General features: G+C 71.3%; 21 protein-coding genes. 15 read left to right on the top strand and 6 right to left on the bottom strand.

The window, feature by feature from the left end:
• Nucleotides 1-20: 20 nt before the first annotated feature.
• Together OHS82_RS19070 and OHS82_RS19065 are read left to right on the top strand one after the other, a co-directional pair.
• The gene (locus OHS82_RS19070; protein WP_057577717.1) at nt 21-689 is read left to right on the top strand and encodes a response regulator; all 669 of its coding nucleotides are present in this window, start codon (nt 21-23) and stop codon (nt 687-689) included.
• 59 nt (nt 690-748) lie between these two features.
• Entirely contained in the window at nt 749-1381 is a 633-nt protein-coding gene (locus tag OHS82_RS19065) for an AAA family ATPase (RefSeq protein WP_057577716.1), read from the top strand.
• A gap of 16 nt (nt 1382-1397) precedes the next feature.
• On the opposite strand, the gene OHS82_RS19060 is transcribed toward OHS82_RS19065, so the two are convergent.
• Both OHS82_RS19060 and OHS82_RS19055 read right to left on the bottom strand, forming a co-directional pair.
• Complete coding sequence (locus OHS82_RS19060) at nt 1398-2504, bottom strand: DUF5937 family protein (RefSeq protein WP_057577715.1); 1107 nt, start codon at nt 2502-2504, stop codon at nt 1398-1400.
• A 237-nt stretch (nt 2505-2741) separates the two neighbouring features.
• Entirely contained in the window at nt 2742-3938 is a 1197-nt protein-coding gene (locus OHS82_RS19055) for a threonine aldolase family protein (RefSeq protein WP_057577714.1), read from the bottom strand.
• A 282-nt stretch (nt 3939-4220) separates the two neighbouring features.
• Here OHS82_RS19055 and OHS82_RS19050 point away from each other — a divergent pair, with 282 nt between their 5' ends.
• The 10 genes from OHS82_RS19050 to OHS82_RS19005 all read left to right on the top strand — a co-directional run bounded on the left by OHS82_RS19050 (nt 4221) and on the right by OHS82_RS19005 (nt 12703).
• Nucleotides 4221-5186: a Rossmann-like and DUF2520 domain-containing protein gene (locus OHS82_RS19050; protein WP_057577713.1), complete on the top strand. Its 966-nt coding sequence runs from the start codon at nt 4221-4223 to the stop codon at nt 5184-5186.
• Nucleotides 5183-6175 (top strand): pantoate--beta-alanine ligase, encoded by a 993-nt coding sequence (gene panC / locus OHS82_RS19045; protein ID WP_057577712.1) that lies wholly within the window; start codon nt 5183-5185, stop codon nt 6173-6175. The genes OHS82_RS19050 and panC overlap by 4 nt, the downstream gene beginning before the upstream one ends.
• On the top strand, nt 6172-7887 hold the full coding sequence (locus OHS82_RS19040) for an L-aspartate oxidase (protein ID WP_057577711.1): 1716 nt from the start codon (nt 6172-6174) through the stop codon (nt 7885-7887). The genes panC and OHS82_RS19040 overlap by 4 nt, the downstream gene beginning before the upstream one ends.
• A gap of 5 nt (nt 7888-7892) precedes the next feature.
• A complete protein-coding gene (gene nadC / locus OHS82_RS19035; protein ID WP_057577710.1) occupies nt 7893-8894 on the top strand; it encodes a carboxylating nicotinate-nucleotide diphosphorylase in 1002 nt (333 codons plus the stop codon).
• 16 nt (nt 8895-8910) lie between these two features.
• Entirely contained in the window at nt 8911-9708 is a 798-nt protein-coding gene (locus tag OHS82_RS19030) for a type III pantothenate kinase (RefSeq protein ID WP_057577709.1), read from the top strand.
• Between the two features lie 335 nt (nt 9709-10043).
• Nucleotides 10044-10739 carry a hypothetical protein gene (locus OHS82_RS19025; protein WP_057578085.1) on the top strand — a complete coding sequence of 232 codons (696 nt, stop codon included), beginning with the start codon at nt 10044-10046 and terminating at the stop codon, nt 10737-10739.
• A 52-nt stretch (nt 10740-10791) separates the two neighbouring features.
• Nucleotides 10792-10971, top strand: coding sequence for a hypothetical protein (locus tag OHS82_RS19020; RefSeq protein ID WP_057577708.1), 180 nt, complete (start codon nt 10792-10794; stop codon nt 10969-10971).
• A gap of 134 nt (nt 10972-11105) precedes the next feature.
• Nucleotides 11106-11585, top strand: a complete 480-nt coding sequence (locus OHS82_RS19015; protein WP_079041156.1) for a BlaI/MecI/CopY family transcriptional regulator — start codon at nt 11106-11108, stop codon at nt 11583-11585.
• 9 nt (nt 11586-11594) lie between these two features.
• Complete coding sequence (locus tag OHS82_RS19010) at nt 11595-12143, top strand: amino-acid N-acetyltransferase (protein WP_057577706.1); 549 nt, start codon at nt 11595-11597, stop codon at nt 12141-12143.
• Nucleotides 12144-12367: 224 nt separating this feature from the next.
• The gene (locus tag OHS82_RS19005; RefSeq protein WP_057577705.1) at nt 12368-12703 is read left to right on the top strand and encodes a histone-like nucleoid-structuring protein Lsr2; all 336 of its coding nucleotides are present in this window, start codon (nt 12368-12370) and stop codon (nt 12701-12703) included.
• Here OHS82_RS19005 and OHS82_RS19000 read toward each other — a convergent pair.
• Nucleotides 12682-13320: an SCO3374 family protein gene (locus tag OHS82_RS19000; protein WP_328434193.1), complete on the bottom strand. Its 639-nt coding sequence runs from the start codon at nt 13318-13320 to the stop codon at nt 12682-12684. The two genes, OHS82_RS19005 and OHS82_RS19000, sit on opposite strands and share 22 nt — an antisense overlap.
• A 430-nt stretch (nt 13321-13750) precedes the next feature.
• Between OHS82_RS19000 and OHS82_RS18995 the strand changes: the two genes are divergently transcribed.
• The gene (locus OHS82_RS18995; protein WP_057577703.1) at nt 13751-16279 is read left to right on the top strand and encodes an ATP-dependent Clp protease ATP-binding subunit; all 2529 of its coding nucleotides are present in this window, start codon (nt 13751-13753) and stop codon (nt 16277-16279) included.
• Nucleotides 16280-16346: 67 nt separating this feature from the next.
• Here OHS82_RS18995 and OHS82_RS18990 read toward each other — a convergent pair whose 3' ends face one another.
• Nucleotides 16347-16991: an HAD family acid phosphatase gene (locus OHS82_RS18990; protein ID WP_057577702.1), complete on the bottom strand. Its 645-nt coding sequence runs from the start codon at nt 16989-16991 to the stop codon at nt 16347-16349.
• Nucleotides 16992-17527: 536 nt separating this feature from the next.
• Between OHS82_RS18990 and OHS82_RS18985 the strand changes: the two genes are divergently transcribed.
• Entirely contained in the window at nt 17528-18109 is a 582-nt protein-coding gene (locus OHS82_RS18985; RefSeq protein WP_057577701.1) for a M23 family metallopeptidase, read from the top strand.
• A 20-nt stretch (nt 18110-18129) separates the two neighbouring features.
• Here the strand turns inward: OHS82_RS18985 and OHS82_RS18980 are convergent, their stop codons facing one another.
• A complete protein-coding gene (locus OHS82_RS18980; RefSeq protein WP_328434192.1) occupies nt 18130-18717 on the bottom strand; it encodes a TetR/AcrR family transcriptional regulator in 588 nt (195 codons plus the stop codon).
• A 170-nt stretch (nt 18718-18887) separates the two neighbouring features.
• On the opposite strand from OHS82_RS18980, the gene OHS82_RS18975 reads away from it, so the two are divergent.
• Nucleotides 18888-20468: an MDR family MFS transporter gene (locus tag OHS82_RS18975; RefSeq protein ID WP_328434191.1), complete on the top strand. Its 1581-nt coding sequence runs from the start codon at nt 18888-18890 to the stop codon at nt 20466-20468.
• A gap of 544 nt (nt 20469-21012) precedes the next feature.
• Here the strand turns inward: OHS82_RS18975 and cseC are convergent.
• Nucleotides 21013-22356 (bottom strand): two-component system sensor histidine kinase CseC, encoded by a 1344-nt coding sequence (cseC, locus tag OHS82_RS18970; protein ID WP_057577698.1) that lies wholly within the window; start codon nt 22354-22356, stop codon nt 21013-21015.
• Nucleotides 22357-22364: the final 8 nt, after the last annotated feature.

Raw genomic sequence — 22364 nt, 5'->3', positions numbered from 1 at the left:
CAAGTACGGAAGAGGACTCGATGACGATCCGCGTGATGCTGGTCGACGACCAGATGCTGCTGCGCACCGGGTTCCGGATGGTGCTCGCCGCCCAGCCGGACATGGAGGTCGTGGCGGAGGCGGGCGACGGCGTCGAGGCCCTCCAGGTGGTGCGTTCGACGGAGGTGGACGTCGTTCTGATGGACGTCCGGATGCCGAAGCTGGACGGCGTGGAGGCCACCCGGCGCATCTGCGAGGAGCCAGACCCGCCGAAGGTGCTGATCCTGACCACCTTCGACCTCGACGAGTACGCGTTCTCGGGGCTGAAGGCAGGCGCCTCCGGCTTCATGCTGAAGGACGTCCCGCCCAGCGAGCTGCTCGCCGCGATCCGCTCCGTGCACAGCGGTGACGCGGTGGTCGCGCCCTCCACCACCCGCCGTCTCCTGGACCGTTTCGCGCCGATGCTGCCCGCCACGGGAGGCGAACCCCGCCACAAGGAGCTGGAACGGCTCACGGAACGCGAGCGCGAGGTGATGGTGCTGGTCGCCCAGGGTCTGTCCAACGGGGAGATCGCTGCCCGGCTGGTGCTCTCCGAAGCGACCGTCAAGACCCATGTGGGACGCATCCTCACCAAGCTCGGCCTGCGCGACCGCGTCCAGGTGGTGGTGCTGGCCTATGAAACGGGTCTCGTCCGCGCCGGCGGCCACTGAGGGGTGTCGCGCCGGGCCGCGCTCCGCCCCGGGGCGGGGGTCCGTACTAGGGTCTGCGCATGCTCCTGTGGATCAACGGTCCCTTCGGCGGCGGCAAGACGCAGACCGCCTACGAGATCCGGCGCCGTCTGCCCGGCAGCGTGGTGTGCGACCCCGAGCACGCCGGGTTCGGCCTGCGCCGCATGCTGCCGCCGGATCTGCGCGGTGACTTCCAGGACCTGGCGTCCTGGCGGCAGGGCGTCGTCGAGGTCCTCGACCTGGCGCTCCAAAAGCACGACGGCGTGGTCGTCGTCCCGATGACCGTCACCGACCCGGTGTACTTCGCCGAGACCGTCGGCAGGCTGCGCGAACTCGGTCACGACGTACGTCACTTCACGCTCCTCGCCGAACGGGAGACGGTCCTGCGGCGGCTGCGCGAGCGCGGCCCGGGACACCTCCTCGGGTTCGCCGTGGGCCGGAACGCGGGGCTGCGCCGGGAGACCTGGGCCGTCAGACGGCTCGACCACTGCCTGGAACACCTGCGCGAGCCGGAGTTCGCCGAGCACCTGTGGACGGACCACGCGACCGTGCCGAAGACGGCCGACCGCATCGCCGTCCTCGCCGGTCTGACGCTCCGGCCCCACACCGGGGGCGCGCTGCGGACACGGCTGCGGCAGGCCGGCGTGGGGCTGAGACACATCCGGTTCGACTGAAGCGCGGGCGGCCCGCCTAGCGGAGTATCCCCTCCAGGAAGTCGCTGCCCAGCCGGGCCACCACCGTGACGTCGAGCTGGTGCAGCAGGTACCGGCCGCGTCGGCGCGTGGTGACCAGGCCCGCCTTCTTCAGCAGCGTGAGGTGCCGGGATATCTCGGGCGCCGACACACCGTGGACCTGGGCCAGTTCCGTCGTGGTGTACGCGCTGCGGGCCAGCATCCGGCAGATGCGCATCCGGACGGGATGGGACAGCGCGGTCATCCGCAGCGCCAGCTGCTCCACCGACGGCGGTGCGGCCGGCTCCGGCGAGCCGACCGGGTAGTGCAGCACCGGCTGCCAGCCGTACCGGTGCAGCACCATCAGGTGCGGCCAGCCGAGGCTCGTGGGCACCAGCAGCAGGCCGCCGTCCCCCGTCGTGCTGTGGCCCACGACCAGTTTGTCGACGGTGATCCGCGCGGCCTCCTCGTCGAGCGTCACGGCCGAGGACACGGCGGTGAGCGTCTCCGCCAGCCCCCTGCGGCGCAGGAGGTCCGTCTTCAGACGGGCGTCGGCGGCGAGGGGGAGCCGCACCCGCGCCCAGACGTCGGAGAAGAACGCCTCGTCGCAGTCCCGAAGGAACTGGCGCAGCCAGCCACGCACGCGTGGCGGGTCGTCGAGCAGCCGCCGCGTGAACCGCACCTGTCGCGGGCCGCGGGTGGCGGCCAGGTCGAAGGCGCGTCGGCGCAGCTCCGGGTGGCGGAGGACGCCGGCGCCCGGCAGGTCGTATCCGGGCGCGCAGATGAATTCCAGCGCGCAGTCGACGAACTGTTCGTCCGTCAGCTTGTCCAGGAGGTCGAGTTCGTCGGCCAGCGTCGCGCCGGGGAGGGTGGTTCTGCCCGGGACGCCCGCACAGGGCAGGAAGAGGTCCGAGAACGTCGTCCGCCACAGGAAGTCCGCCTCGCACATCCGGTCGGCCAGATGCGGGTCGAGCCCGGCGGTGACCGCGGTGACCCAGCCCTGCAGGCCGGGATGGTGCCCCGGCTCGGCCAGCGCGTGCAGCGCCATGCCGAGCTCGGCCAGGGGCGAGGGCGCGACGGAGACCCTCTCCGGCCGCAGCCCGGCGACGTCGATGCGCAGGCTCATGCCCTCATGGTGCACTCCGGCACTGACAACCCGGCCCGGGCGACGTCCCCGCTCGACCGGCCGCCGGGGCACCGGGCCGCCGGGCCGCCGGGCCGCCGGGCCGCCGGGCCGCCAGGGTGCCGGGGTGCCGGGGTGCCGGGGTGCCGGGGTGCCTGGGCAGGTCTGCTGCCCGTGCCCCGCCCGCCCGGGCACGGACCCCGTGCGGGCCAGGCGCCCGTTCCCCGCTCGCCTCCCCGCCTACCCGTCGACCTCGTCGGCGGCCCGGGCCGTCCGGGGGATCCGTGTGGCGAAGTCCGCGACCGCCGCCCTCACGTCGTCCGCCGTCCATGTCAGGCCCTCGGAGCGGACGCCGACCTCGGTGACGGAGAGCCCCGGTCCGCCCCGTTCCCAGGCGCCCGCGAAGAGCATCGTCCCCGTCTCCTCGGCCTGGAGCGCCGCCGCTTCGGCGAGGACGTCGGCCTCGTAGGGCAGCCAGACCTGGAACTCGTGGGTGTGCGGCGGCTCCGGGAACACGCGCGCCCACGGCACGTCCGTCGCGGCGAGACCCTCGCGCAGCGCGCCGGCCACCACGCGCGCGTGGTCCACGTACTCGGGCAGCCTGGGCAGTTCGCGCTCCAGGCCGATGAGCGCCGACAACGCGGTGGGGAACTGCTGGAATATCGTGCCGCCGTACCGGTGCCGCCAGGTCTTCGCCTCCTCCACCAGCGACCGCGGGCCGGCGAGCGCGGCTCCGCCGAAGCCGTCGAGGGACTTGTAGAACGACACGTAGACGCTGTCCGCCAGGTCGGCGATCTCGTGCAGAGGACGCCCGAAACGCCGGGTCGTCTCCCACAGCCGCGCGCCGTCGAAGTGGACCACGGCGTCGCGCTCGCGCGCCGCCGCCACGGTCTCGGTCAGCTCCTCCCAGGAAGGCAGCACATAACCGGCCTCCCGCAGAGGCAGCTCCAGCATCAACGCGCCGAAGGGCTCCTCGAAGCCGCGCACCTCCTCCGCCGTGGGCAGCCGGGGCTCCCCCGTCACCCGGACGGTGCGCAGCCCGCTGACGGCGCTGAACGCGCCCCGCTCCCACCTCTCGGGATGACTCAGCGCGTGCAGCGCGACCGTCGGGTTGCCGGTGCGGCCCGCCCAGCAGCGCAGCGCGATCTGCTGGGCCATCGTGCCGGTCGGGAAGAACGCGGCGGCCTCCGTGCCGAGCAGGCCGGCGACCCGCTCCTCCAGGGCTCCCACGACCCCGTTGCCGTACATGTCACCGGACTCGTCCAGGTCGTGGACGTCGGGTGCGTGCTCGTGGAGGTACGCGAGCCGGTCGCGAAGCGTTGCGCGGAATCCCGCGCGCGACAGGACGCGCTCCGCCTCCCGGTGAGCGACCGCCCGCCGCTCGCGGAGGCGCTGCTGTGCCGTCTTCTCGTCGCCCTGGTCCGTCGTGTATGCCATGCTCCGGATGATGCCGTGCCGCCCCGCGCGTGAGCACGCGCATATCCCGGCGGCTCTCCCGGCGGCTGTCCCGGCGGCCCCCGCCCAGGAATCCCTCGTGGGCCCCGGAGCGCCGCCCGACCCACTCGTGCCCCAGATTTCCCGCCCGTCCCGTCCGATGTCGGGAACCGGGTGGGAAAGCCCACAGCCTGTGGACGACCGGACGCCCCTCGAACGGATCGCGTTAACATGACGAGAAATCGTCCGGTACCCCGAGCGGACTGGAACGGAAGGCCGCGTCGCGTGAGTACAGCCCAACAACCAGACCCGAGGGACCGCCCCGCGCGGCTGGCCGTCGGCGTCGTCGGCGCGGGCCGGGTGGGTCCCGCCCTGGCCGCGTCCCTCCAGCTCGCCGGACATCGTCCGGTCGCCGTCTCGGGTGTCTCCGACGCCTCCAGGCGACGAGCCGGGCTCCTGCTGCCCGACGTGCCGCTCGTCCCGCCCGCCGAGGTCCTGCGACGCGCTGACCTGGTGCTGCTGACGGTCCCCGACGACGCCCTGCCCGGCCTGGTGGAGGGCCTCGCCGAGACCGGCGCCGTGCGCCCCGGCCAGCTCCTCGTGCACACCTCCGGACGGTACGGCGCGAAGGTCCTCGACCCCGCCCTGCGCGCGGGCGCCCTGCCGCTCGCGCTGCACCCCGCGATGACCTTCACGGGCACCCCGGTGGACGTTCAGCGCCTGGCCGGCTGCTCCTTCGGCGTCACCGCGCCCGACGGCCTGCGGATGGCCGCGGAGGCCCTGGTGATCGAGATGGGCGGCGAGCCGGAGTGGATCGCCGAGGAGAGCCGCCCGCTCTACCACGCGGCCCTCGCCCTGGGCGCCAACCACCTGGTCACCCTGGTCGCCCAGTCCATGGAGCTGCTGCGCGCGGCCGGCGTGGAAGCACCCGACCGGATGCTCGGCCCGCTCCTCGGCGCCGCTCTCGACAACGCGCTGCGCTCGGGCGACGCCGCGCTCACCGGCCCCGTCGCACGCGGGGACGCGGGCACGGTCGCCGCGCACGTCGCGCAGCTGCGCGAGCACGCCCCGCAGACCGTCGCCGGCTATCTGGCGATGGCCCGCGCGACCGCCGACCGCGCGCTCGCCCACGGGCTCCTCAAGCCCGAACTCGCCGAGGACCTCCTCGGGGTGCTCGCCGGCCACCCGCACGGCGCCCCGTCCGACCCCGGCGGCACCGGCCCGCACGGCGCCGAAGGAGATGCCGGATGACCGTCGCCCTGCTGCGCACCGCCGACGAGCTGCACGCACGCACGCGTGACGGCCGCCGGGCCGTCGTGATGACGATGGGCGCCCTGCACGAGGGGCACGCCACCCTGGTGCGTACCGCCCGCGAGCTCGCCGGGCCCGGCGGCGAGGTCGTCGTCACGGTCTTCGTCAACCCGCTGCAGTTCGGCGCGGGCGAGGACCTCGACCGCTACCCGCGCACCCTGGACGCCGACCTCGAGATCGCCGGGCGGGCCGGCGCGGACGTCGTGTTCGCCCCGTCCGTGGACGAGGTCTACCCGGGCGGCGAGCCGCAGGTCCGCATCTCCGCGGGCCCCATGGGCGAGCGACTGGAGGGCGGCTCCCGGCCCGGGCACTTCGACGGCATGCTCACCGTCGTCGCCAAGCTGCTGCACCTCACCCGGCCCGACGCCGCCCTCTTCGGACAGAAGGACGCCCAGCAGCTCGCCCTGATCCGCCGGATGACGCGCGACCTGAACTTCGGCGTGCAGATCGTCGCCGTGCCGACCGTGCGCGAGGAGGACGGGCTGGCGCTGTCCAGCCGCAACCGCTATCTGTCCGCGCGGGAGCGGCGCACCGCGCTCGCCCTCTCCCAGGCCCTCTTCGCCGGCCGCGACCGGCACGCGGCGCAGGAAGCACTGCGGGCCCGCGCGCGGGAGGTGCCCGCCACACACGCGCGTGCCGAGGCGCTCAGCGCCATCGGCGAGTCCCGTGCGGCCGCCGACGCGCACGCGGTCGCCAAGGCCACCCCCGGCAATCCCGCCGCGGTCCGCGCGGCCGCCCGTCAGATCCTGGACGAGGCCCTGCGGCTCGACCCCCCGCTGCGGCTGGACTACCTCGCGCTCGTCGACCCGTCCGACTTCACCGAGATCGAGGACGACTTCACCGGCGAGGCCGTTCTCGCCGTCGCCGCCCGGGTCGGCACGACCCGGCTGATCGACAACCTCCCCCTCACCTTCGGAGCCGCCTCGTGACCAGCACAGGCATACGACTGCACGCACCCGCGCCCGGGTGGAACATCTCCGCGGACGTGGTGGTCGTCGGTTCCGGCGTCGCCGGCCTGACCGCGGCCCTGCGCTGCGAGGCCGCGGGGCTGAGGACGGTCGTCGTCACCAAGGCGCGCCTCGACGACGGCTCCACCCGCTGGGCGCAGGGCGGCATAGCCGCGGCCCTGGGCGACGGCGACACGCCCGAACAGCACCTGGACGACACACTGGTGGCGGGCGCGGGCCTGTGCGACGAGGAGGCCGTGCGCATCCTCGTCACCGAGGGGCCCGACGCCGTGCGCCGGCTGATCGAGACCGGCGCGCACTTCGACGAGTCCGAGGAAGGCGGCCTGGAACTGACCCGCGAGGGCGGCCACCACCGTCGCCGTATCGCGCACGCGGGTGGCGACGCGACCGGCGCGGAGATCTCCCGCGCGCTCGTCGAGGCGGTACGCGCGCGGGGACTGCGCACGATCGAGAACGCACTCGTCCTGGACCTCCTCACGGACGCCGAAGGCCGCACCGCCGGCGTCACCCTGCACGTCATGGGTGAGGGCCAGCACGACGGCGTGGGGGCCGTGCACGCCCCCGCCGTCGTCCTCGCGACCGGCGGCATGGGCCAGGTGTTCTCCGCGACCACCAACCCTTCGGTGTCCACCGGCGACGGCGTGGCGCTCGCCCTGCGCGCGGGCGCGGAGGTCTCCGACCTGGAGTTCGTCCAGTTCCACCCGACGGTGCTGTTCCTGGGCGCGGACGCCGAGGGCCAGCAGCCCCTCGTCTCGGAGGCCGTGCGCGGCGAGGGCGCGCACCTGGTCGACGCGGACGGCGTGCGCTTCATGCTCGGCCAGCACGAGCTGGCCGAGCTCGCGCCCCGCGACATCGTCGCCAAGGGCATCATGCGCCGCATGCAGGAGCAGGACGCCGAGCACATGTTCCTCGACGCCCGCCACTTCGGCGCCGAGATGTGGGAGCACCGCTTCCCGACGATCCTCGCCGCCTGCCGTGCCCACGGCATCGACCCGGTCACCGAGCCCGTGCCGGTCGCCCCGGCGGCCCACTACGCCTCCGGAGGCGTGCGCACCGACTCCCGCGGCCGGACGACCGTGCCGGGCCTGTACGCGTGCGGTGAGGTCGCCTGCACCGGCGTGCACGGCGCGAACCGGCTGGCATCCAACTCGCTCCTCGAAGGCCTCGTGTACGCCGAGCGCATCGTGGCCGACATCGCCGCGAGCCGGACGGACGACGCACTGCGCGCGCGGGTGCCCGCGCCCGTGGAGCGCCCCGAGCGGCCCGCACACCCGCTGCTCGCCCCCGAGGCCCGGTTCGCGATCCAGCGGATCATGACCGACGGCGCGGGCGTACTGCGCTCCGCCGCGTCCCTGGAGAGGGCCGCCGACCAGTTGCAGCGGCTGCACACCGAGGCCCGCGACGCCCTCGACGAGAACGGCAAGACGGCCGAGCCCGGCGTCGACACCTGGGAGGCCACCAACCTCCTGTGCGTCGCGCGCGTGCTGGTCGCCGCCGCCCTCCTGCGCGAGGAGACCCGCGGCTGCCACTGGCGCGAGGACCACGCCGACCGCGACGACGCCGGCTGGCGCCGCCACATCGTCGTACGGCTGAATCCGGACCGCACCCTCGCCGTACACACCACCGATACCGCAGACTTCCCCCCGACCCGGCAGCACCACCAGGAGCAGTGACAGACGTGAGCACCCCCGACATTCCCCTCGCCCCGAGCGTCGGCTGCGGCGACGGCTGTGCGTGCGGCGCCGACGCAGACGCCGGATTCACCGACGAGGGATACGCCGAATACGAGGAGTGCGGGCTCGACCCCGCGCTCGCCCAGCTGCTGGTCGACGCCGGACTGGACCCCGTCGAGGTGGAGGACATCGCCAACGTCGCCATCCAGGAGGACCTGGCGCACGGCGTCGACGTGACGACGGTCGCGACCATCCCCGAGGAGGCGGTCGCCACCGCCGACTTCACCGCGCGCGAGGCGGGCGTGGTCGCGGGACTGCGGATCGCCGAGGCGGTCGTCTCGGTCGTCTGCACGGACGAGTTCGAGGTCGAGCGGCACGTGGAGGACGGCGACCGCGTGGAGGCCGGGCAGAAGCTGCTGTCGGTCACCACGCGCACGCGTGACCTCCTCACCGCCGAGCGCAGCGCGCTGAACCTGCTGTGCCGCCTGTCCGGCATCGCCACCGCCACGCGCGCGTGGGCGGACGTCCTGGAGGGCACCGCGGCACGCGTGCGCGACACCCGCAAGACGACGCCGGGCCTGCGCTCGCTGGAGAAGTTCGCCGTCCGCTGCGGCGGGGGCGTCAACCACCGCATGTCGCTGTCCGACGCGGCACTGGTCAAGGACAACCACGTGGTCGCCGCGGGCGGTGTCGCCGAGGCCTTCGAGGCGGTGCGGGAGACCTTCCCGGACGTGCCGATCGAGGTCGAGGTCGACACCCTGCACCAGCTGCGCGAGGTCCTCGACGCGGGGGCCGACCTCATCCTGCTGGACAACTTCACGCCCGCCGAGTGCGCCGAGGCCGTGGCCCTCGTGGGCGAGCGCGCGCTGCTGGAGGCGTCGGGCCGGCTCACCCTGGACAACGCCAAGGCCTACGCCGACACGGGCGTCGACTTCCTCGCCGTGGGCGCGCTGACGCACTCCTCGCCGATCCTGGACATCGGTCTGGATCTGCGGGCGGCGGAGTAGGGAACGGGGACCGGCCATGCTGCTGACGATCGACGTGGGCAACACGCACACCGTGCTCGGCCTCTTCGACGGTGAGGACATCGTCGAGCACTGGCGGATCTCCACCGACGCCCGCCGCACGGCGGACGAACTGGCCGTGCTCCTGCAGGGCCTGATGGGCATGCACCCCCTCCTCGGGGACGAGCTGGGCGACGGCATCGACGGCATCGCGATCTGCGCCACGGTGCCGTCCGTGCTGCACGAGCTGCGCGAGGTGACGCGGCGCTACTACGGCGACGTGCCCGCCGTGCTCGTCGAACCCGGCGTGAAGACGGGCGTGCCGATCCTGTTCGACAACCCCAAGGAGGTCGGCGCCGACCGCATCATCAACGCCGTCGCGGCGAACGAGCTCTACGGCGGTCCGGCGATCGTCGTCGACTTCGGCACGGCGACGACGTTCGACGCGGTCAGCGCGCGCGGGGAGTACGTCGGCGGGGTCATCGCACCCGGCATCGAGATCTCGGTGGACGCGCTGGGCGTCAAGGCCGCGCAGCTGCGCAAGATCGAACTGGCCCGGCCCCGGAGCGTGATCGGCAAGAACACGGTCGAGGCCATGCAGTCCGGGATCGTCTACGGCTTCGCCGGCCAGGTCGACGGCGTGGTGACCCGGATGGCCCGGGAACTCGCGGAGGACCCGGACGACGTGACGGTGATCGCGACCGGCGGCCTGGCGCCGACGGTGCTGGGCGAGTCCTCGGTGATCGACGAGCACGAGCCCTGGCTGACGCTGATCGGGCTGCGCCTGGTGTACGAGCGGAACGTGTCCCGCATGTGAGCCGGCCGCCCTCCCGGAGTGGGGGAGGGCGGCCGACGACCCCGGCCGACGCTACGCCCGCCCCGTCCCCCCGACGCGACGCCCGTCCTGGCCCGCGTCCCGCCTTGCGCGGCTCCCGTCCCGTCCCGCACCCTCGCGGCCCGTCCTGCGCCCGCCCCGTAGCGGCCCGTCCTGCGCCCGCCCCGTCCCGGCCGCCGACGCGACTCCCTGCCCCGGCCCGGCCGACGGGGCCGTGAGAGCGGATTCGGGTGCGCCACACCCGTCCGTTATGTCGAATTTGTCTGATTAGCGCGTATCGTCGCCGCATGCCCACGCCCTACGGATCCCGCGGCGGCCTGGCGTTCGGCGCGGAGGAGCTGCGCGTGCTCCGCCGCGCCCTCGCCCTCGCCCTACACCCCGGCCCCGTCTCCGCCGAGGACATCCAGGACTGCCACCGCCTAGCCGAGTCCCTCGACGAGGCGATGCACGAGGCCGCCCGGCTCCGGGCCTTCCTGGTCGCCGACCTCGGCCGGTATCGCGCAGCCCTTCCCGGCACCGCCGCCGGCTACCTCGCGCTCCTGGAGGAGGTGCTGGCCACCGGCTACCGGCCCGATCCCGACGATCTCGCCGCGCTGCGCGCCCTGCGCGGCAACCCGGTGGGCGCGGCCCTCCTGGAGCGCTGCCAGACGCTCGCCGAGCAGGACGTACGCGCCCGGCTGGCCGGTCGTGCGGCCCGCAGGGCCCCGGCGGCCACCGCGACCGTCCCGGCGTCCCGTACGCGCCTCCTGGCCCTCCCCGGAGGCCTCTCGGAGGAGGCGCCCTTCCCTGTGCCGGCGGGTTCCGCGGCCGGCGCGGACCCCGGCGGCAGGCCGAAGGAGGAGCCGCGGAAGAAGCCCGCCGGGAAGCCGGCCACGCCGGGCCCCGTGCCCGCCGAGCCCGCCGCCCCGGAGCCCGCGCGCCGGCCCGTCCCCACCCCGGGCGAGGTCTTCCCGCGCCGCAGGCCGACCCCGCCGCCCGCCGACCCGGAGCAGCGACGACTCGCCGTCGGCTGATCCCGGCCCACCCCGCCCCGGTGTCCCGTTCCTCCCTGGCTACCCTGGTTCCATGGACTACGTCTCCGCGTTGCTGCCCCCCGTCGTCATGGCGGTGTTCTTCATCGGCCTGATCAGGGTGATCGTGAAGACCCAGGGCGGCGCCAACAAGGCCAAGGAGGACGCGGCCGTCGACGCGGCCCTCGCGCGCGCGGAGGGGACCCGCCAGGCCTCCGTGACCCCGGAGGCCTGACCGCCCCCAGCGCTCCGCCGCCCTCCGAGGCGCGCGGCTCCTTTCGGAGCCGCGCGCCCTTTTTGTTGCCGTTTGCTGGTGAAAGTGCCCGTCCGGCACGCGATCGGAGTGATCTCCCACTATTGTTCTGAGCTGTGCCTCGCCCATTGGGAGAACTCGAAGACGCGGTCATGACGCGGGTGTGGAAGTGGAACCGCCCGGTCACCGTTCGAGAAGTCCTGGAAGACCTTCAGCAGGAACGGTCCATCGCGTACACCACCGTGATGACCGTTTTGGACAATCTCCATCAGAAGGGCTGGGTGCGCCGTGAAGCGGAAGGGCGGGCCTATCGATATGAGGCGGTCTCCACCCGGGCCGCCTACGCCGCCGCCCTGATGAACGACGCCTGGGCGCAGAGCGACAACCCCGCCGCCGCTCTCGTCGCCTTCTTCGGGATGATGAGCGACGAACAGCGGCGCGCGCTGAGCGACGCCGTGCGCATGGTCCAAGGCCCGGAAACCGCAGAACCCGCAACAACGCCGAGTGCACCCGCCGCACCGAGTGCGCAGACCGAGGCCGGTAAGGGCGGCGCCGCGCAGAACCCCGCCTCGGCGACGGAGCACGACGGGCGATAGCGTCCGTACATGTCAGCAGAGAGTCCCTCGGCCGAGAACCCCGAAGTCACCGCTAAAGCCATCACCGTCCGGCGGGCCCGGACCGGCGATGTCCCCGCCGTGCGCCGCCTCCTCGACGCCTACGTCCGCGGCGGCATCCTGCTCGACAAAGCGACGGTCACGCTTTACGAGGACATCCAGGAGTTCTGGGTCGCCGAACGCGACGACAACGCCGAGGTGGTCGGCTGCGGCGCCCTGCACGTCATGTGGGAAGACCTGGCGGAAGTGCGGACTCTCGCGGTGAAGCCCGGGCTGAAGGGTGCCGGCGTCGGACACCGGTTGTTGGAGAAGTTGGTCCACACCGCACGTTGGCTCGGCGTTCGCCGGGTTTTCTGCCTCACCTTCGAAGTGGACTTCTTCGCCAAGCACGGGTTCGTGGAGATCGGTGAGACGCCGGTCGACACCGATGTCTACGCGGAGCTGCTGCGTTCCTATGACGAGGGTGTCGCGGAGTTCCTCGGACTCGAACGAGTGAAACCGAACACCTTGGGCAACAGTCGGATGCTTCTGCATCTGTGATCGTCGCACCCATTCCCGCCGACCTGCCTTGCCCGGGTTCCCTATGTCCGAAACGCGCACGTTTCCGGTCGGTGGGCGGGCCGTCAGCCTTGGCCGAGGGTTTGTGTTTTCCCAGCAAAAGCGGTTTGCTTTCCGACGTACTGCAGTACTGCATATAACAGGGCGCGGCTAAACGGCGGACGCCGCGGACCCCGACCCTCACGTTTTCGATGAAAGGAAATCCGGTGGCACAGAAGGTTCAGGTCCTTCTTGTCGACGACCTCGACGGCGGCGAGGCGGACGAGACCGTGACGTTCGCGCTGGACGGCAAGACCTACGAGATCGATCTCACGACCACCAATGCGGACAAGCTGCGTGGACTTCTCGAGCCCTACGTGAAGGGCGGCCGGCGCACCGGCGGTCGTGCCGCGGGCGGGCGTGGAAAGACGCGCGCCGCTTCCGGCGGAAGCCAGGACACCGCTCAGATCCGCGCGTGGGCCAAGGAGAACGGTTTCGAGGTCAACGACCGCGGCCGTGTTCCGGCGACCATTCGCGAGGCCTACGAGAAGGCCAACGGCTGAGCGCACGCGCCCAGCAGCCGGACACGGTGGCATTGCGTCGCCAGCGTGTCCACCAGCCGTACCAGATCGGGGGCGTCCTTCACGCCCCCCAGCGCCGACATGGTCGGCAGCGAGGCCTCGACCTCGCGCCCTGCAACGGGGGGCCGCAACCACACGGCGGCCCCCTGCACCGGCCCGCGGTCCGATCCGGTGGCGCGGCAGGGAGCCCGGTCCGCAGGCCAGGGCGCCTCGATGAGGCCGCCGGACCCGAGCACCGTCAGGCCCAGGGGCAGCGTGCCCCACTCCAGCCACTCCAGGACCCCCGGCACCTCCTCCGCGCAGCCGGCAGCCACCAGCAGCAGCATCCGGTCGCCCCGCACGGCCACCGGAGAGGCCGGCGCCAGTCGCCGGAGCGCCGCGCGCCCCGCCTCGGCCGGTACGTCCAGGACGTCGAAGCGCTCGCCGGTCCTGAGCCGCGGTGGATTCCCGGGCACGGTCGCCCAGCCCAGTTCGTTCTCGTACCAGTCACGGATCCGGTCGGCCGGGTCCGACGGCCGTCGAGGGAGAGGAACGATGGGCGGTGAAGAGGAGGCCGAGCGGGCCGCCGGGGGGTTCACGGAGGGAACTGAGCCAACCATGCCAAGTCCAACCGTCCGAAAGGCCCCCGAGTTACGCTGGGTGTTTCCGCGACTGCACACCGTGCCGTCGATCACGGCGGGGCGGGTGTCGCGAGACGCAAGGTTGTTCGCCCGTAGCGGAGGGAACCGGTGCCCACGGCATGGAGTGTCAGTCCCGGCGGGTAAGACATCCCTAGTGGGAGGGGGCGACACGCAGGCAAGGCACGTCTCACGTTCGCCATCGGCGTACTGGCGACTGGGGTAACTGCCTGGCCTGCGGGAACATCGTCTCGCACCATCGGGTTGGAGCAGATGTCGGCGTTCGGGGTCAGGAGGCCATCGACGGTGTCGGCAGTTGGAATGAGCGGTCCCCGCTTGCGGGACTAAGCTGCGGAAGGACAGGGAGGGGAAGTTCCCCCCACTGCCTGACCGCTCTGAGGAGCGATTAACGATGTTCGAGAGGTTCACCGACCGCGCGCGGCGGGTTGTCGTCCTGGCTCAGGAAGAAGCCCGGATGCTCAACCACAACTACATCGGCACCGAGCACATCCTCCTGGGCCTGATCCACGAGGGTGAGGGTGTCGCCGCCAAGGCCCTTGAGAGCCTCGGGATTTCGCTCGAGGCGGTCCGCCAGCAGGTGGAGGAGATCATCGGGCAGGGGCAGCAGGCCCCGTCCGGGCACATCCCCTTCACCCCCCGTGCCAAGAAGGTCCTTGAGCTGTCGCTCCGCGAGGCGCTTCAGCTGGGCCACAACTACATCGGCACGGAACACATCCTGCTCGGCCTGATCCGTGAGGGCGAGGGCGTCGCCGCCCAGGTCCTGGTCAAGCTGGGCGCCGACCTCAACCGGGTGCGGCAGCAGGTCATCCAGCTGCTCTCCGGCTACCAGGGCAAGGAGACCGCCGGCGCCAGTGGCGGTCCTGCCGAGGGCACGCCCTCGACGTCCCTGGTCCTCGACCAGTTCGGCCGGAACCTCACCCAGGCCGCTCGTGAGTCCAAGCTCGACCCGGTCATCGGGCGCGAGAAGGAGATCGAGCGGGTCATGCAGGTGCTGTCCCGCCGCACCAAGAACAACCCGGTGCTCATCGGCGAGCCCGGCGTCGGCAAGACCGCCGTCGTCGAGGGCCTCGCCCAGGCCATCGTCAAGGGCGAGGTGCCCGAGACCCTCAAGGACAAGCACCTCTACACCCTGGACCTCGGTGCGCTGGTCGCCGGCTCCCGCTACCGCGGTGACTTCGAGGAGCGCCTGAAGAAGGTCCTCAAGGAGATCCGCACCCGCGGCGACATCATCCTGTTCATCGACGAGCTGCACACGCTGGTCGGTGCGGGTGCCGCCGAGGGCGCCATCGACGCCGCCTCGATCCTGAAGCCGATGCTGGCCCGTGGTGAGCTGCAGACCATCGGCGCCACCACGCTGGACGAGTACCGCAAGCACCTGGAGAAGGACGCGGCCCTCGAGCGCCGCTTCCAGCCCATCCAGGTCGCCGAGCCGTCCCTGCCGCACACGATCGAGATCCTCAAGGGTCTGCGCGACCGGTACGAGGCCCACCACCGCGTCTCCATCACCGACGAGGCGCTGGTCCAGGCCGCCACCCTGGCCGACCGGTACATCTCGGACCGCTTCCTGCCGGACAAGGCGATCGACCTGATCGACGAGGCCGGCTCCCGGATGCGCATCCGCCGGATGACCGCTCCGCCGGACCTCCGCGAATTCGACGAGAAGATCGCCGGCGTCCGCCGCGACAAGGAGTCCGCGATCGACTCGCAGGACTTCGAGAAGGCCGCCTCCCTGCGCGACAAGGAGAAGCAGCTCCTGGCCGCCAAGGCCAAGCGGGAGAAGGAGTGGAAGGCCGGCGACATGGACGTCGTCGCCGAGGTCGACGGCGAGCTGATCGCCGAGGTCCTCGCGACCGCCACCGGCATCCCGGTCTTCAAGCTGACCGAGGAGGAGTCCTCGCGTCTGCTGCGCATGGAGGACGAGCTCCACAAGCGGGTCATCGGCCAGGTCGACGCCGTCAAGGCGCTGTCGAAGGCGATCCGCCGTACGCGTGCCGGTCTGAAGGACCCGAAGCGTCCCGGTGGTTCGTTCATCTTCGCCGGCCCGTCCGGCGTCGGTAAGACCGAGCTGTCCAAGGCGCTCGCCGAGTTCCTCTTCGGCGACGAGGACGCGCTGATCTCCCTCGACATGTCGGAGTTCAGCGAGAAGCACACGGTCTCGCGTCTCTTCGGTTCGCCCCCCGGCTACGTGGGCTACGAGGAGGGCGGCCAGCTGACCGAGAAGGTGCGCCGCAAGCCGTTCTCCGTCGTCCTCTTCGACGAGGTCGAGAAGGCCCACCCGGACATCTTCAACTCGCTGCTGCAGATCCTGGAGGACGGTCGCCTGACCGACTCCCAGGGCCGGGTCGTGGACTTCAAGAACACGGTCATCATCATGACGACCAACCTCGGCACCCGGGACATCTCCAAGGGCTTCAACCTGGGCTTCGCCGCCTCGGGCGACTCGAAGACCAACTACGAGCGCATGAAGAACAAGGTGTCGGACGAGCTCAAGCAGCACTTCCGCCCCGAGTTCCTCAACCGCGTCGACGACGTGGTCGTCTTCCCGCAGCTCACGCAGGAGGACATCCTCAAGATCGTCGACCTGATGGTCGGCAAGGTCGACGAGCGGCTCAAGGACCGGGACATGGGCATCGAGCTGTCCCAGTCCGCCAAGGAGCTGCTGTCCAAGAAGGGTTACGACCCGGTGCTGGGCGCGCGGCCGCTGCGTCGCACGATCCAGCGCGAGATCGAGGACACGCTGTCGGAGAAGATCCTCTTCGGCGAGCTGCGTCCCGGTCACATCGTGGTCGTGGACACCGAGGGCGAGGGTGAGACCAAGACCTTCACCTTCCGCGGCGAGGAGAAGTCGGCGCTGCCCGACGTCCCGCCGATCGAGCAGGCGGCCGGCGGCGCCGGACCGAACCTGAGCAAGGACGCCTGACCCCCCAGGGGTTGAGCCCGCGAAAGGGGCCGGTGCTGAACAGCACCGGCCCCTTTCGCATGCGCTCCTACGACAGCTGGCCGTTGTAGTCGGGCAGCTTGTACGTCGTCTCGGCGTGGCCGCCAGAGAGGTCGGTGGCGCTGTTGCCGATGTTCGCGATGATCGTGTAGCCCTTGGACTCGATGGTGACGCGCTGGGCGGTCTTGTAGGCGGCGACGTCCTTGAAGAGGTCGAGGAAGCCGCGTACGTACAGACCGGAGACCTTGTAGCCGACGGACTTGAGGTTGTAGTCGGTCACCCCGGAGATGATGCCCGGGCGGGCGGTGACGAAGAACAGGGAGACGCCGTGCTCCTGGGCGTACTTGGCCACCTCGAGGACGGGCTTGTTGGCCGGCGACGGGTAGCTGAAGCCGTAGTCGGTCTCCAGGGTGGTGTTGTCGACGTCGAAGACGATCGCCTGCTTCTCGCCCGGCTTGGCAGCGGCGATCCGCTGCTTCAGCGCCGGCAGGGCCTGGTTCATCACCGTCTGACAGTCCTGCTGCCAGGTCGCGTAGTCGACGTCCGCCGCGGCGGACGCGGAGGCGGTGGCAGCGGCGGTGGAGGCGCCGGCGGCCGTAGCGGCCTGGGCTCCGACCGGAACGGCCAGGGCCGTGGCGGCGGCCGTGGCTACGGCGGTCATGGTGATGCGGCGCTTCCAGGTGCCTCTGGTCATGTGTGGGGTCCTCTCGCGTCCTTGCGCTGCCGGTGTCGTGGGCATGCTGATCGGTGGGGATGACTTGCGGGGAACCAAGGGGTTACCGGGGGAAACCAGCGGGTTACTGGACGGTAGAGCCGACTGAGAGGCCCGTCACAGACCCGTGCACGCGATCGTGACCGGGGTCACAAGTGCCCTACGGGGTGCGGGAGTAGTCGCCGTCACATTCCGAAGTCCCTTGAGGCGGGCGGCCGGTGACATGCCGCACAAGGGATTTGGGCCCTACTAGGCCGGATAGTCACATCACGAAACAGAACAAAAAGGACACCGACTCGAGGCCCGGGACGTCATCGCAGCCTTCTGGTGTGGGTGATGTCGGAAGTGTCCGTAACGGGCGTCCTGTCAAGAAGTGAGAAGTTTTGGTATGAAGTACTAGCTTACGTCGTAGATCACACGTTTGAGCCCTCATGGGCCTCGGGGTTACCAAGGGATGGCCACTGCGGCGGACGTTCACGCCGGGTGGTTTCTTCTGTCCCCTTCCCCGTGAGGTCTTCATGTTCCAGCGCGTCACGTTCCGTTCTTCCCGTACGTCCCTGCTCCGCACCCGCGTGGCCGTCGGGGCCGCCGCAGTGGGCGCCTCGGTCGTGCTGGGGACCGGAGTGGCGTCCGCCGCCGCCCCCGCCGCGGCGCCCGCCGCCGCCAAGAAGGCCGTGTCGGCCTCCTGGGTCGACCCGGTGAAGAAGTACACGCTGTCCGCCGGGTTCGCCCAGGCCGGCAAGATGTGGCAGTCCACCCACAGCGGTCAGGACTTCGCCGTGCCGAGCGGCACCAAGGTCATGGCCGCCCACGGCGGCACGGTGGTCAAGGCCGGCGGCAACGGCGCCGGCGACGGCCCGGCCTACGGCAACGCCATCGTGATCAAGCACGCCAGCGGCGTCTACTCGCAGTACGCCCACCTCTCGCGCATCGACGTGAAGATCGGCCAGGTCGTGAAGACCGGCCAGAAGATCGCGCTGTCCGGCAGCACCGGCAACTCCAGCGGTCCGCACCTGCACTTCGAGATCCGGACGACCGCCAACTACGGTTCGGCGATAAACCCGGTCACCTTCCTGCACTCCAAGGGCGTGAAGGTCTGACGCCGGCGACGCCGGCGTGATCAGGCGCCCTGGTGCGCCTGGGTCACCATATCGACGGCGACCTCGAGGACGGCCAGCCGCTTCTCCTCGGGGTCGCCTTCGAGGTCCTGCAGGAAGAACATCCCGGCGTGCAGCGTGAAGATGGCGCTCACACAGCGGACCTGGTCGGTCAGCGGGGCCTCCGGGTCGATGATGATGTCGCGCAGGCTCCGCATGCGGTCCTTGAACGAGTCGCCGATCTGGAGCTCGCGCACCGTCGCCTGGTTCTCCTGCATGAAGCGGAAGAGCGGGGCCGCCTCGGAGAGAGCCCGGCTGTAGCGGCGCACGAGTTCGTGCTTCGTCTCCAGGGTGTGCGGCTGGCTCCTGCCCCACTCGATCAGGTCTTCGATCGGCTTCGTCAGATCCGTGAAGATGCTGACGGTGATCTCTTCCTTGGTCTTGAAGTGGTAGTACAGGGCCGCCTTGGTGACCTCCAGGCGCTCCGCGATCTCGCGGAGCGAGGTCTTCTCGTAGCCCTGTTCGGCGAAGAGTTCGAGTGCCACGTCCTGGATGCGCTGGCGGGTGTTGCCGCGACGCTGCTGCTTGGTGCCGTCCATGGTGACGTCCATCCTCGTACGTCTCGGGCTCCCGCGAAAAGTCAGGTGCCGTCCGGCCGGCGCGCCCCGAAAAACTTACTTGACGCCCGGCTAGTTACAGGTCTACCTTCCCCAGTGTAGTGAACTAGCCGGGCGGCAAGTAAGTGGCCGGCGGCGGTGAGTGGTCCAGGGGAGTGGGAACGATGGCGGACACGCAGACGACCGAGACAGAAGCCGAGAAACAGCCCAGGAGTGTGCGGGTCGTCCTGCTGGCACTCATGATCACGATGATGCTCGCGATGCTCGACAACATGATCGTGGGCACGGCGATGCCGACGATCGTCGGCGAGCTGGGAGGTCTCGAACACCTTTCCTGGGTGGTCACCTCGTACACCCTCGCCACCGCGGCCTCCACCCCGATCTGGGGCAAGATCGGTGACATGTACGGGCGCAAGGGCGCCTTCATGTCGTCGATCGTCATCTTCCTGATCGGGTCCGCGCTCAGCGGCATGGCCCAGAACATGGGCGAACTGATCGGCTTCCGCGCGGTCCAGGGCCTCGGCGCGGGCGGTCTGATGGTCGGCGTCATGGCGATCATCGGCGACCTGATCCCGCCCCGCGAGCGCGGCAAGTACCAGGGCATGATGGCCGGCGTCATGGCGCTCGCGATGATCGGCGGTCCGCTGGTCGGCGGCACCATCACCGACAACTGGGGCTGGCGCTGGTCCTTCTACATCAACCTGCCGCTCGGCGTGGTCTCGCTGTCCCTCATCAGCGCCGTCCTGCACCTGCCGAAGAAGCGCTCGCAGTCGAGGATCGACTACCTGGGCGCGACGCTGCTGACCGTCGGCATCACCTCCATCGTCCTGGTCACCACCTGGGGCGGCACGGAGTACGCGTGGACGTCCGCGCGGATCATGGAACTCATCGGGATCGGCGTCGCCTCGCTCATCGGGTTCGTGTTCTGGCAGACCAGGGCCGCCGAGCCGATCGTCCCGCTGCATATCTTCCGCAGCCGCAACTTCACCCTGATGTCGCTCATCGGCTTCATCACCGGCTTCGTGATGTTCGGAGCCACGCTCTTCCTCCCGCTGTACCAGCAGTCGGTGCAGGGCGCCTCCGCGACCAACTCCGGGCTGCTGCTCCTGCCGATGCTCGGCGCGATGCTCGTCACCTCGATGGTCGCGGGCCGGGTGACCACCAACAGCGGCAGGTACTACGTCTTCCCGGTCGTGGGCAGCGTCCTGATGGTGATCGGCCTGTACCTGCTGTCGACCATGGACACCGGGACCAGCCGCCTCACCTCCGGCGTCTTCATGGCCGTCGTCGGCCTGGGCATGGGCTGCCTGATGCAGATCACGATGCTGGTCGCCCAGAACAGCGTCGAGATGAAGGACATGGGCGTCGCGTCCTCGTCCACCACCCTCTTCCGCACGCTCGGCTCGTCGTTCGGCGTCGCGATCATGGGCGCCCTGTTCAACAACCGGGTCCAGGACGTCATGAGCGAGCGGGCCGGTGCGCTGGGCTCGAAGGTCACCGAACAGTCCGCTCAGCTGGACGCGGCCAGCCTGGCGAAGCTTCCGGCTGCGGCCCGTGAGGCCTACCAGCACGCGGTGTCGGCCGGTACGCACTCGGCGTTCCTGCTGGGCGCCGTCGTGGCGGTGGGCGCACTGGCGGCCGCGGTGTTCGTCAAGGAAGTCCCGCTGAAGGGCGCCGGGCCGCAGAAGCCCGATGCCCCGGCCGGCGCTGCGGCCCCGCAGCCGCCCGTGGTCGAGGCCGTCTGACCCGGCCACCACGACCGAAGGCCTCCCGGCGCTGTCCGCCCCGGGGGGCCTTCTCCGCGTGCCCCGTCAGCCCTGCCCGCCGCTGGAGCTGCGCCCGCCCGTCGAACCCCTCTGGCCGTCGGACCTGCTCGGCGATCGGATCCGTCCGGCGATCGGATCGGTCCGGCGAACGGATCGGTCCGGCGATCGGATCGGTCTGGCGGTCGCATTCGTCCGGCAGTCGGATTCGGCTGGCGGCCGGACCGCTCCCGCCATCGCACCCGTCCCGCCGTCGGACCCGGTGGGCCGCCGCGGTTCCGGGACTTCCGCCCGGCTTCGGCGGACTCCGGAGACTTCCCGCGAGCCTCGGCGCACGCACTGTTCGCGGGCGCCCCGGTGGACTTCCGCAGGCCTCGGTAGCCTCCGGTGGGCCTCTCGGGCCCGCGCCCCGATGGACTTCCGCGGGCGTACGGCGACCCTGGTAAGCCTCTGCGAGCCCCGCCGGCCCTGGTGAGCCTCTGCGGGCCTCGCCGGCCCCCGGTGGGCCTCTGCGGGCCCCGGTGGCCTACGGCATCACCTGGTAGCTGCCCGTGTTCGTGGGGGCGTGCTCGGGCAGCCACAGGACGGCGACGGCGCCCTCGGAGGGTATGTGCTCCGCGGCTCCGGCCGGCCGTACGTTGCGAAAGGTCAGCCGGGCGCCCAGGACGCGGGCCTGGCCGGCCGCGATGGTGAGTCCGAGTCCGTGCCCGTGCCCGGCGCGGTCGACGCTTCCGGTGCGGAAGCGGCTCGGCCCCTCGGCGAGCAGGTTCTCCGGGAAACCGGGACCGTGGTCGCGGACCCGGATGACCCGCCCCTCGACGGTGACCTGGATGGGCGGCTTGCCGTGCCGGGCGGCGTTGGCCAGCAGGTTGAACAGGACCCGCTCCAGGCGGCGCGGGTCGGTCGTGACCACCGACTCGTGCACGACCCGCACCTCGGCCTCCGGGTCCTTGGCGGCCACCCGCCGGGCCACGAACTCGCCCAGGATGATGTCCTGCAGCTCGGCGCGTTCCGAGGCGCCGTCGAGACGGGCCACCTCCAGCACGTCCTCCACGAGGGTGCGCATGGCCTGCGCCCGGTCCAGGACCAGCTCCGTCGGCCGGCCGGGCGGCAGCAGTTCGGCGGCCGTCAGCAGTCCCGTGACCGGGGTGCGCAGCTCGTGCGCGATGTCCGCGGTGACCCGGCGCTCGGCCTCCAGCCGCTCCTGCAACGTGTCCGCCATGGCGTCCACGGCTCTCGCCAGGTCGTCGGTCTCGTCCCGCACGACCCCGCCGATGGCGTCCCGGACGCGGACGTCCGACTCGCCGCGGGCGACCTGGTTGGCCGCGGCGGCCGCCTTGCGCAGCCGGCGCGAGAGCTGCCCGCCGATGAGCACCCCGAGCGCGCTGCCGCCGAGGACGACCGCGATGGAACCGATCACCAGAGCCTGGTCGAGGTCGTTCAGGATGTCCGTGCTGCGGTCGGTGAACCCGGTGTGCAGGGACAGCACGTGCCCGTCCTTGACCGGCACCGCGGCCCAGATGTCGGGCACTCCGCCGGGGCGGTCGGAGACGAACGTGGCCCGGCGCCCCTCCTGCATCTTGTGCCGCAGCGACGTCGGCAGACCGGGGTCGTCGATCTTGATGTTGGGGAAGTTCAGCCGCCCGGACTGCTCGTAGTTGCGTTGGGCGATCCGCACCCGCTCGTCGGCGAGGTCCCGGGCGTTGTCCAGCATGGACACGCGTGCGGCGTTGTGCACGACGAGGCTGAGCGCGACCGCCACCAGCGCCCCGACCAGCGCGATCGCCGCACTCAGCTTCCATCGCAGCCCTGTGCGGATGCCCGCGCCCGCCGCGCGCGCCGGTACCAGACGCTCGATCATCCCCCGCATATCCCTGT

The organism is Streptomyces sp. NBC_00425 (genome assembly GCF_036030735.1).
In the GTDB taxonomy this organism is placed as follows: Bacteria; Actinomycetota; Actinomycetes; order Streptomycetales; family Streptomycetaceae; genus Streptomyces.
The sequence above is the reverse complement of the archived record's forward strand: the minus strand, read 5'-3'. Positions and strand labels throughout refer to the sequence as shown.

What these genes read in the sequence shown, in the direction of transcription:
- OHS82_RS19070 (WP_057577717.1), top strand. Translation starts at nt 21, where the DNA reads ATGACGATCCGCGTGATGCTGGTCGACGACCAGATGCTGCTGCGCACC.
- OHS82_RS19065 (WP_057577716.1), top strand. Translation starts at nt 749, where the DNA reads ATGCTCCTGTGGATCAACGGTCCCTTCGGCGGCGGCAAGACGCAGACC.
- OHS82_RS19060 (WP_057577715.1), bottom strand. Translation starts at nt 2,504, where the DNA reads ATGAGCCTGCGCATCGACGTCGCCGGGCTGCGGCCGGAGAGGGTCTCC.
- OHS82_RS19055 (WP_057577714.1), bottom strand. Translation starts at nt 3,938, where the DNA reads ATGGCATACACGACGGACCAGGGCGACGAGAAGACGGCACAGCAGCGC.
- panC (WP_057577712.1), top strand. Translation starts at nt 5,183, where the DNA reads ATGACCGTCGCCCTGCTGCGCACCGCCGACGAGCTGCACGCACGCACG.
- OHS82_RS19030 (WP_057577709.1), top strand. Translation starts at nt 8,911, where the DNA reads ATGCTGCTGACGATCGACGTGGGCAACACGCACACCGTGCTCGGCCTC.
- OHS82_RS19020 (WP_057577708.1), top strand. Translation starts at nt 10,792, where the DNA reads ATGGACTACGTCTCCGCGTTGCTGCCCCCCGTCGTCATGGCGGTGTTC.
- OHS82_RS19010 (WP_057577706.1), top strand. Translation starts at nt 11,595, where the DNA reads ATGTCAGCAGAGAGTCCCTCGGCCGAGAACCCCGAAGTCACCGCTAAA.
- OHS82_RS19000 (WP_328434193.1), bottom strand. Translation starts at nt 13,320, where the DNA reads ATGGTTGGCTCAGTTCCCTCCGTGAACCCCCCGGCGGCCCGCTCGGCC.
- OHS82_RS18995 (WP_057577703.1), top strand. Translation starts at nt 13,751, where the DNA reads ATGTTCGAGAGGTTCACCGACCGCGCGCGGCGGGTTGTCGTCCTGGCT.
- OHS82_RS18990 (WP_057577702.1), bottom strand. Translation starts at nt 16,991, where the DNA reads ATGACCAGAGGCACCTGGAAGCGCCGCATCACCATGACCGCCGTAGCC.
- OHS82_RS18985 (WP_057577701.1), top strand. Translation starts at nt 17,528, where the DNA reads ATGTTCCAGCGCGTCACGTTCCGTTCTTCCCGTACGTCCCTGCTCCGC.
- OHS82_RS18980 (WP_328434192.1), bottom strand. Translation starts at nt 18,717, where the DNA reads ATGGACGTCACCATGGACGGCACCAAGCAGCAGCGTCGCGGCAACACC.
- OHS82_RS18975 (WP_328434191.1), top strand. Translation starts at nt 18,888, where the DNA reads ATGGCGGACACGCAGACGACCGAGACAGAAGCCGAGAAACAGCCCAGG.
- cseC (WP_057577698.1), bottom strand. Translation starts at nt 22,356, where the DNA reads ATGCGGGGGATGATCGAGCGTCTGGTACCGGCGCGCGCGGCGGGCGCG.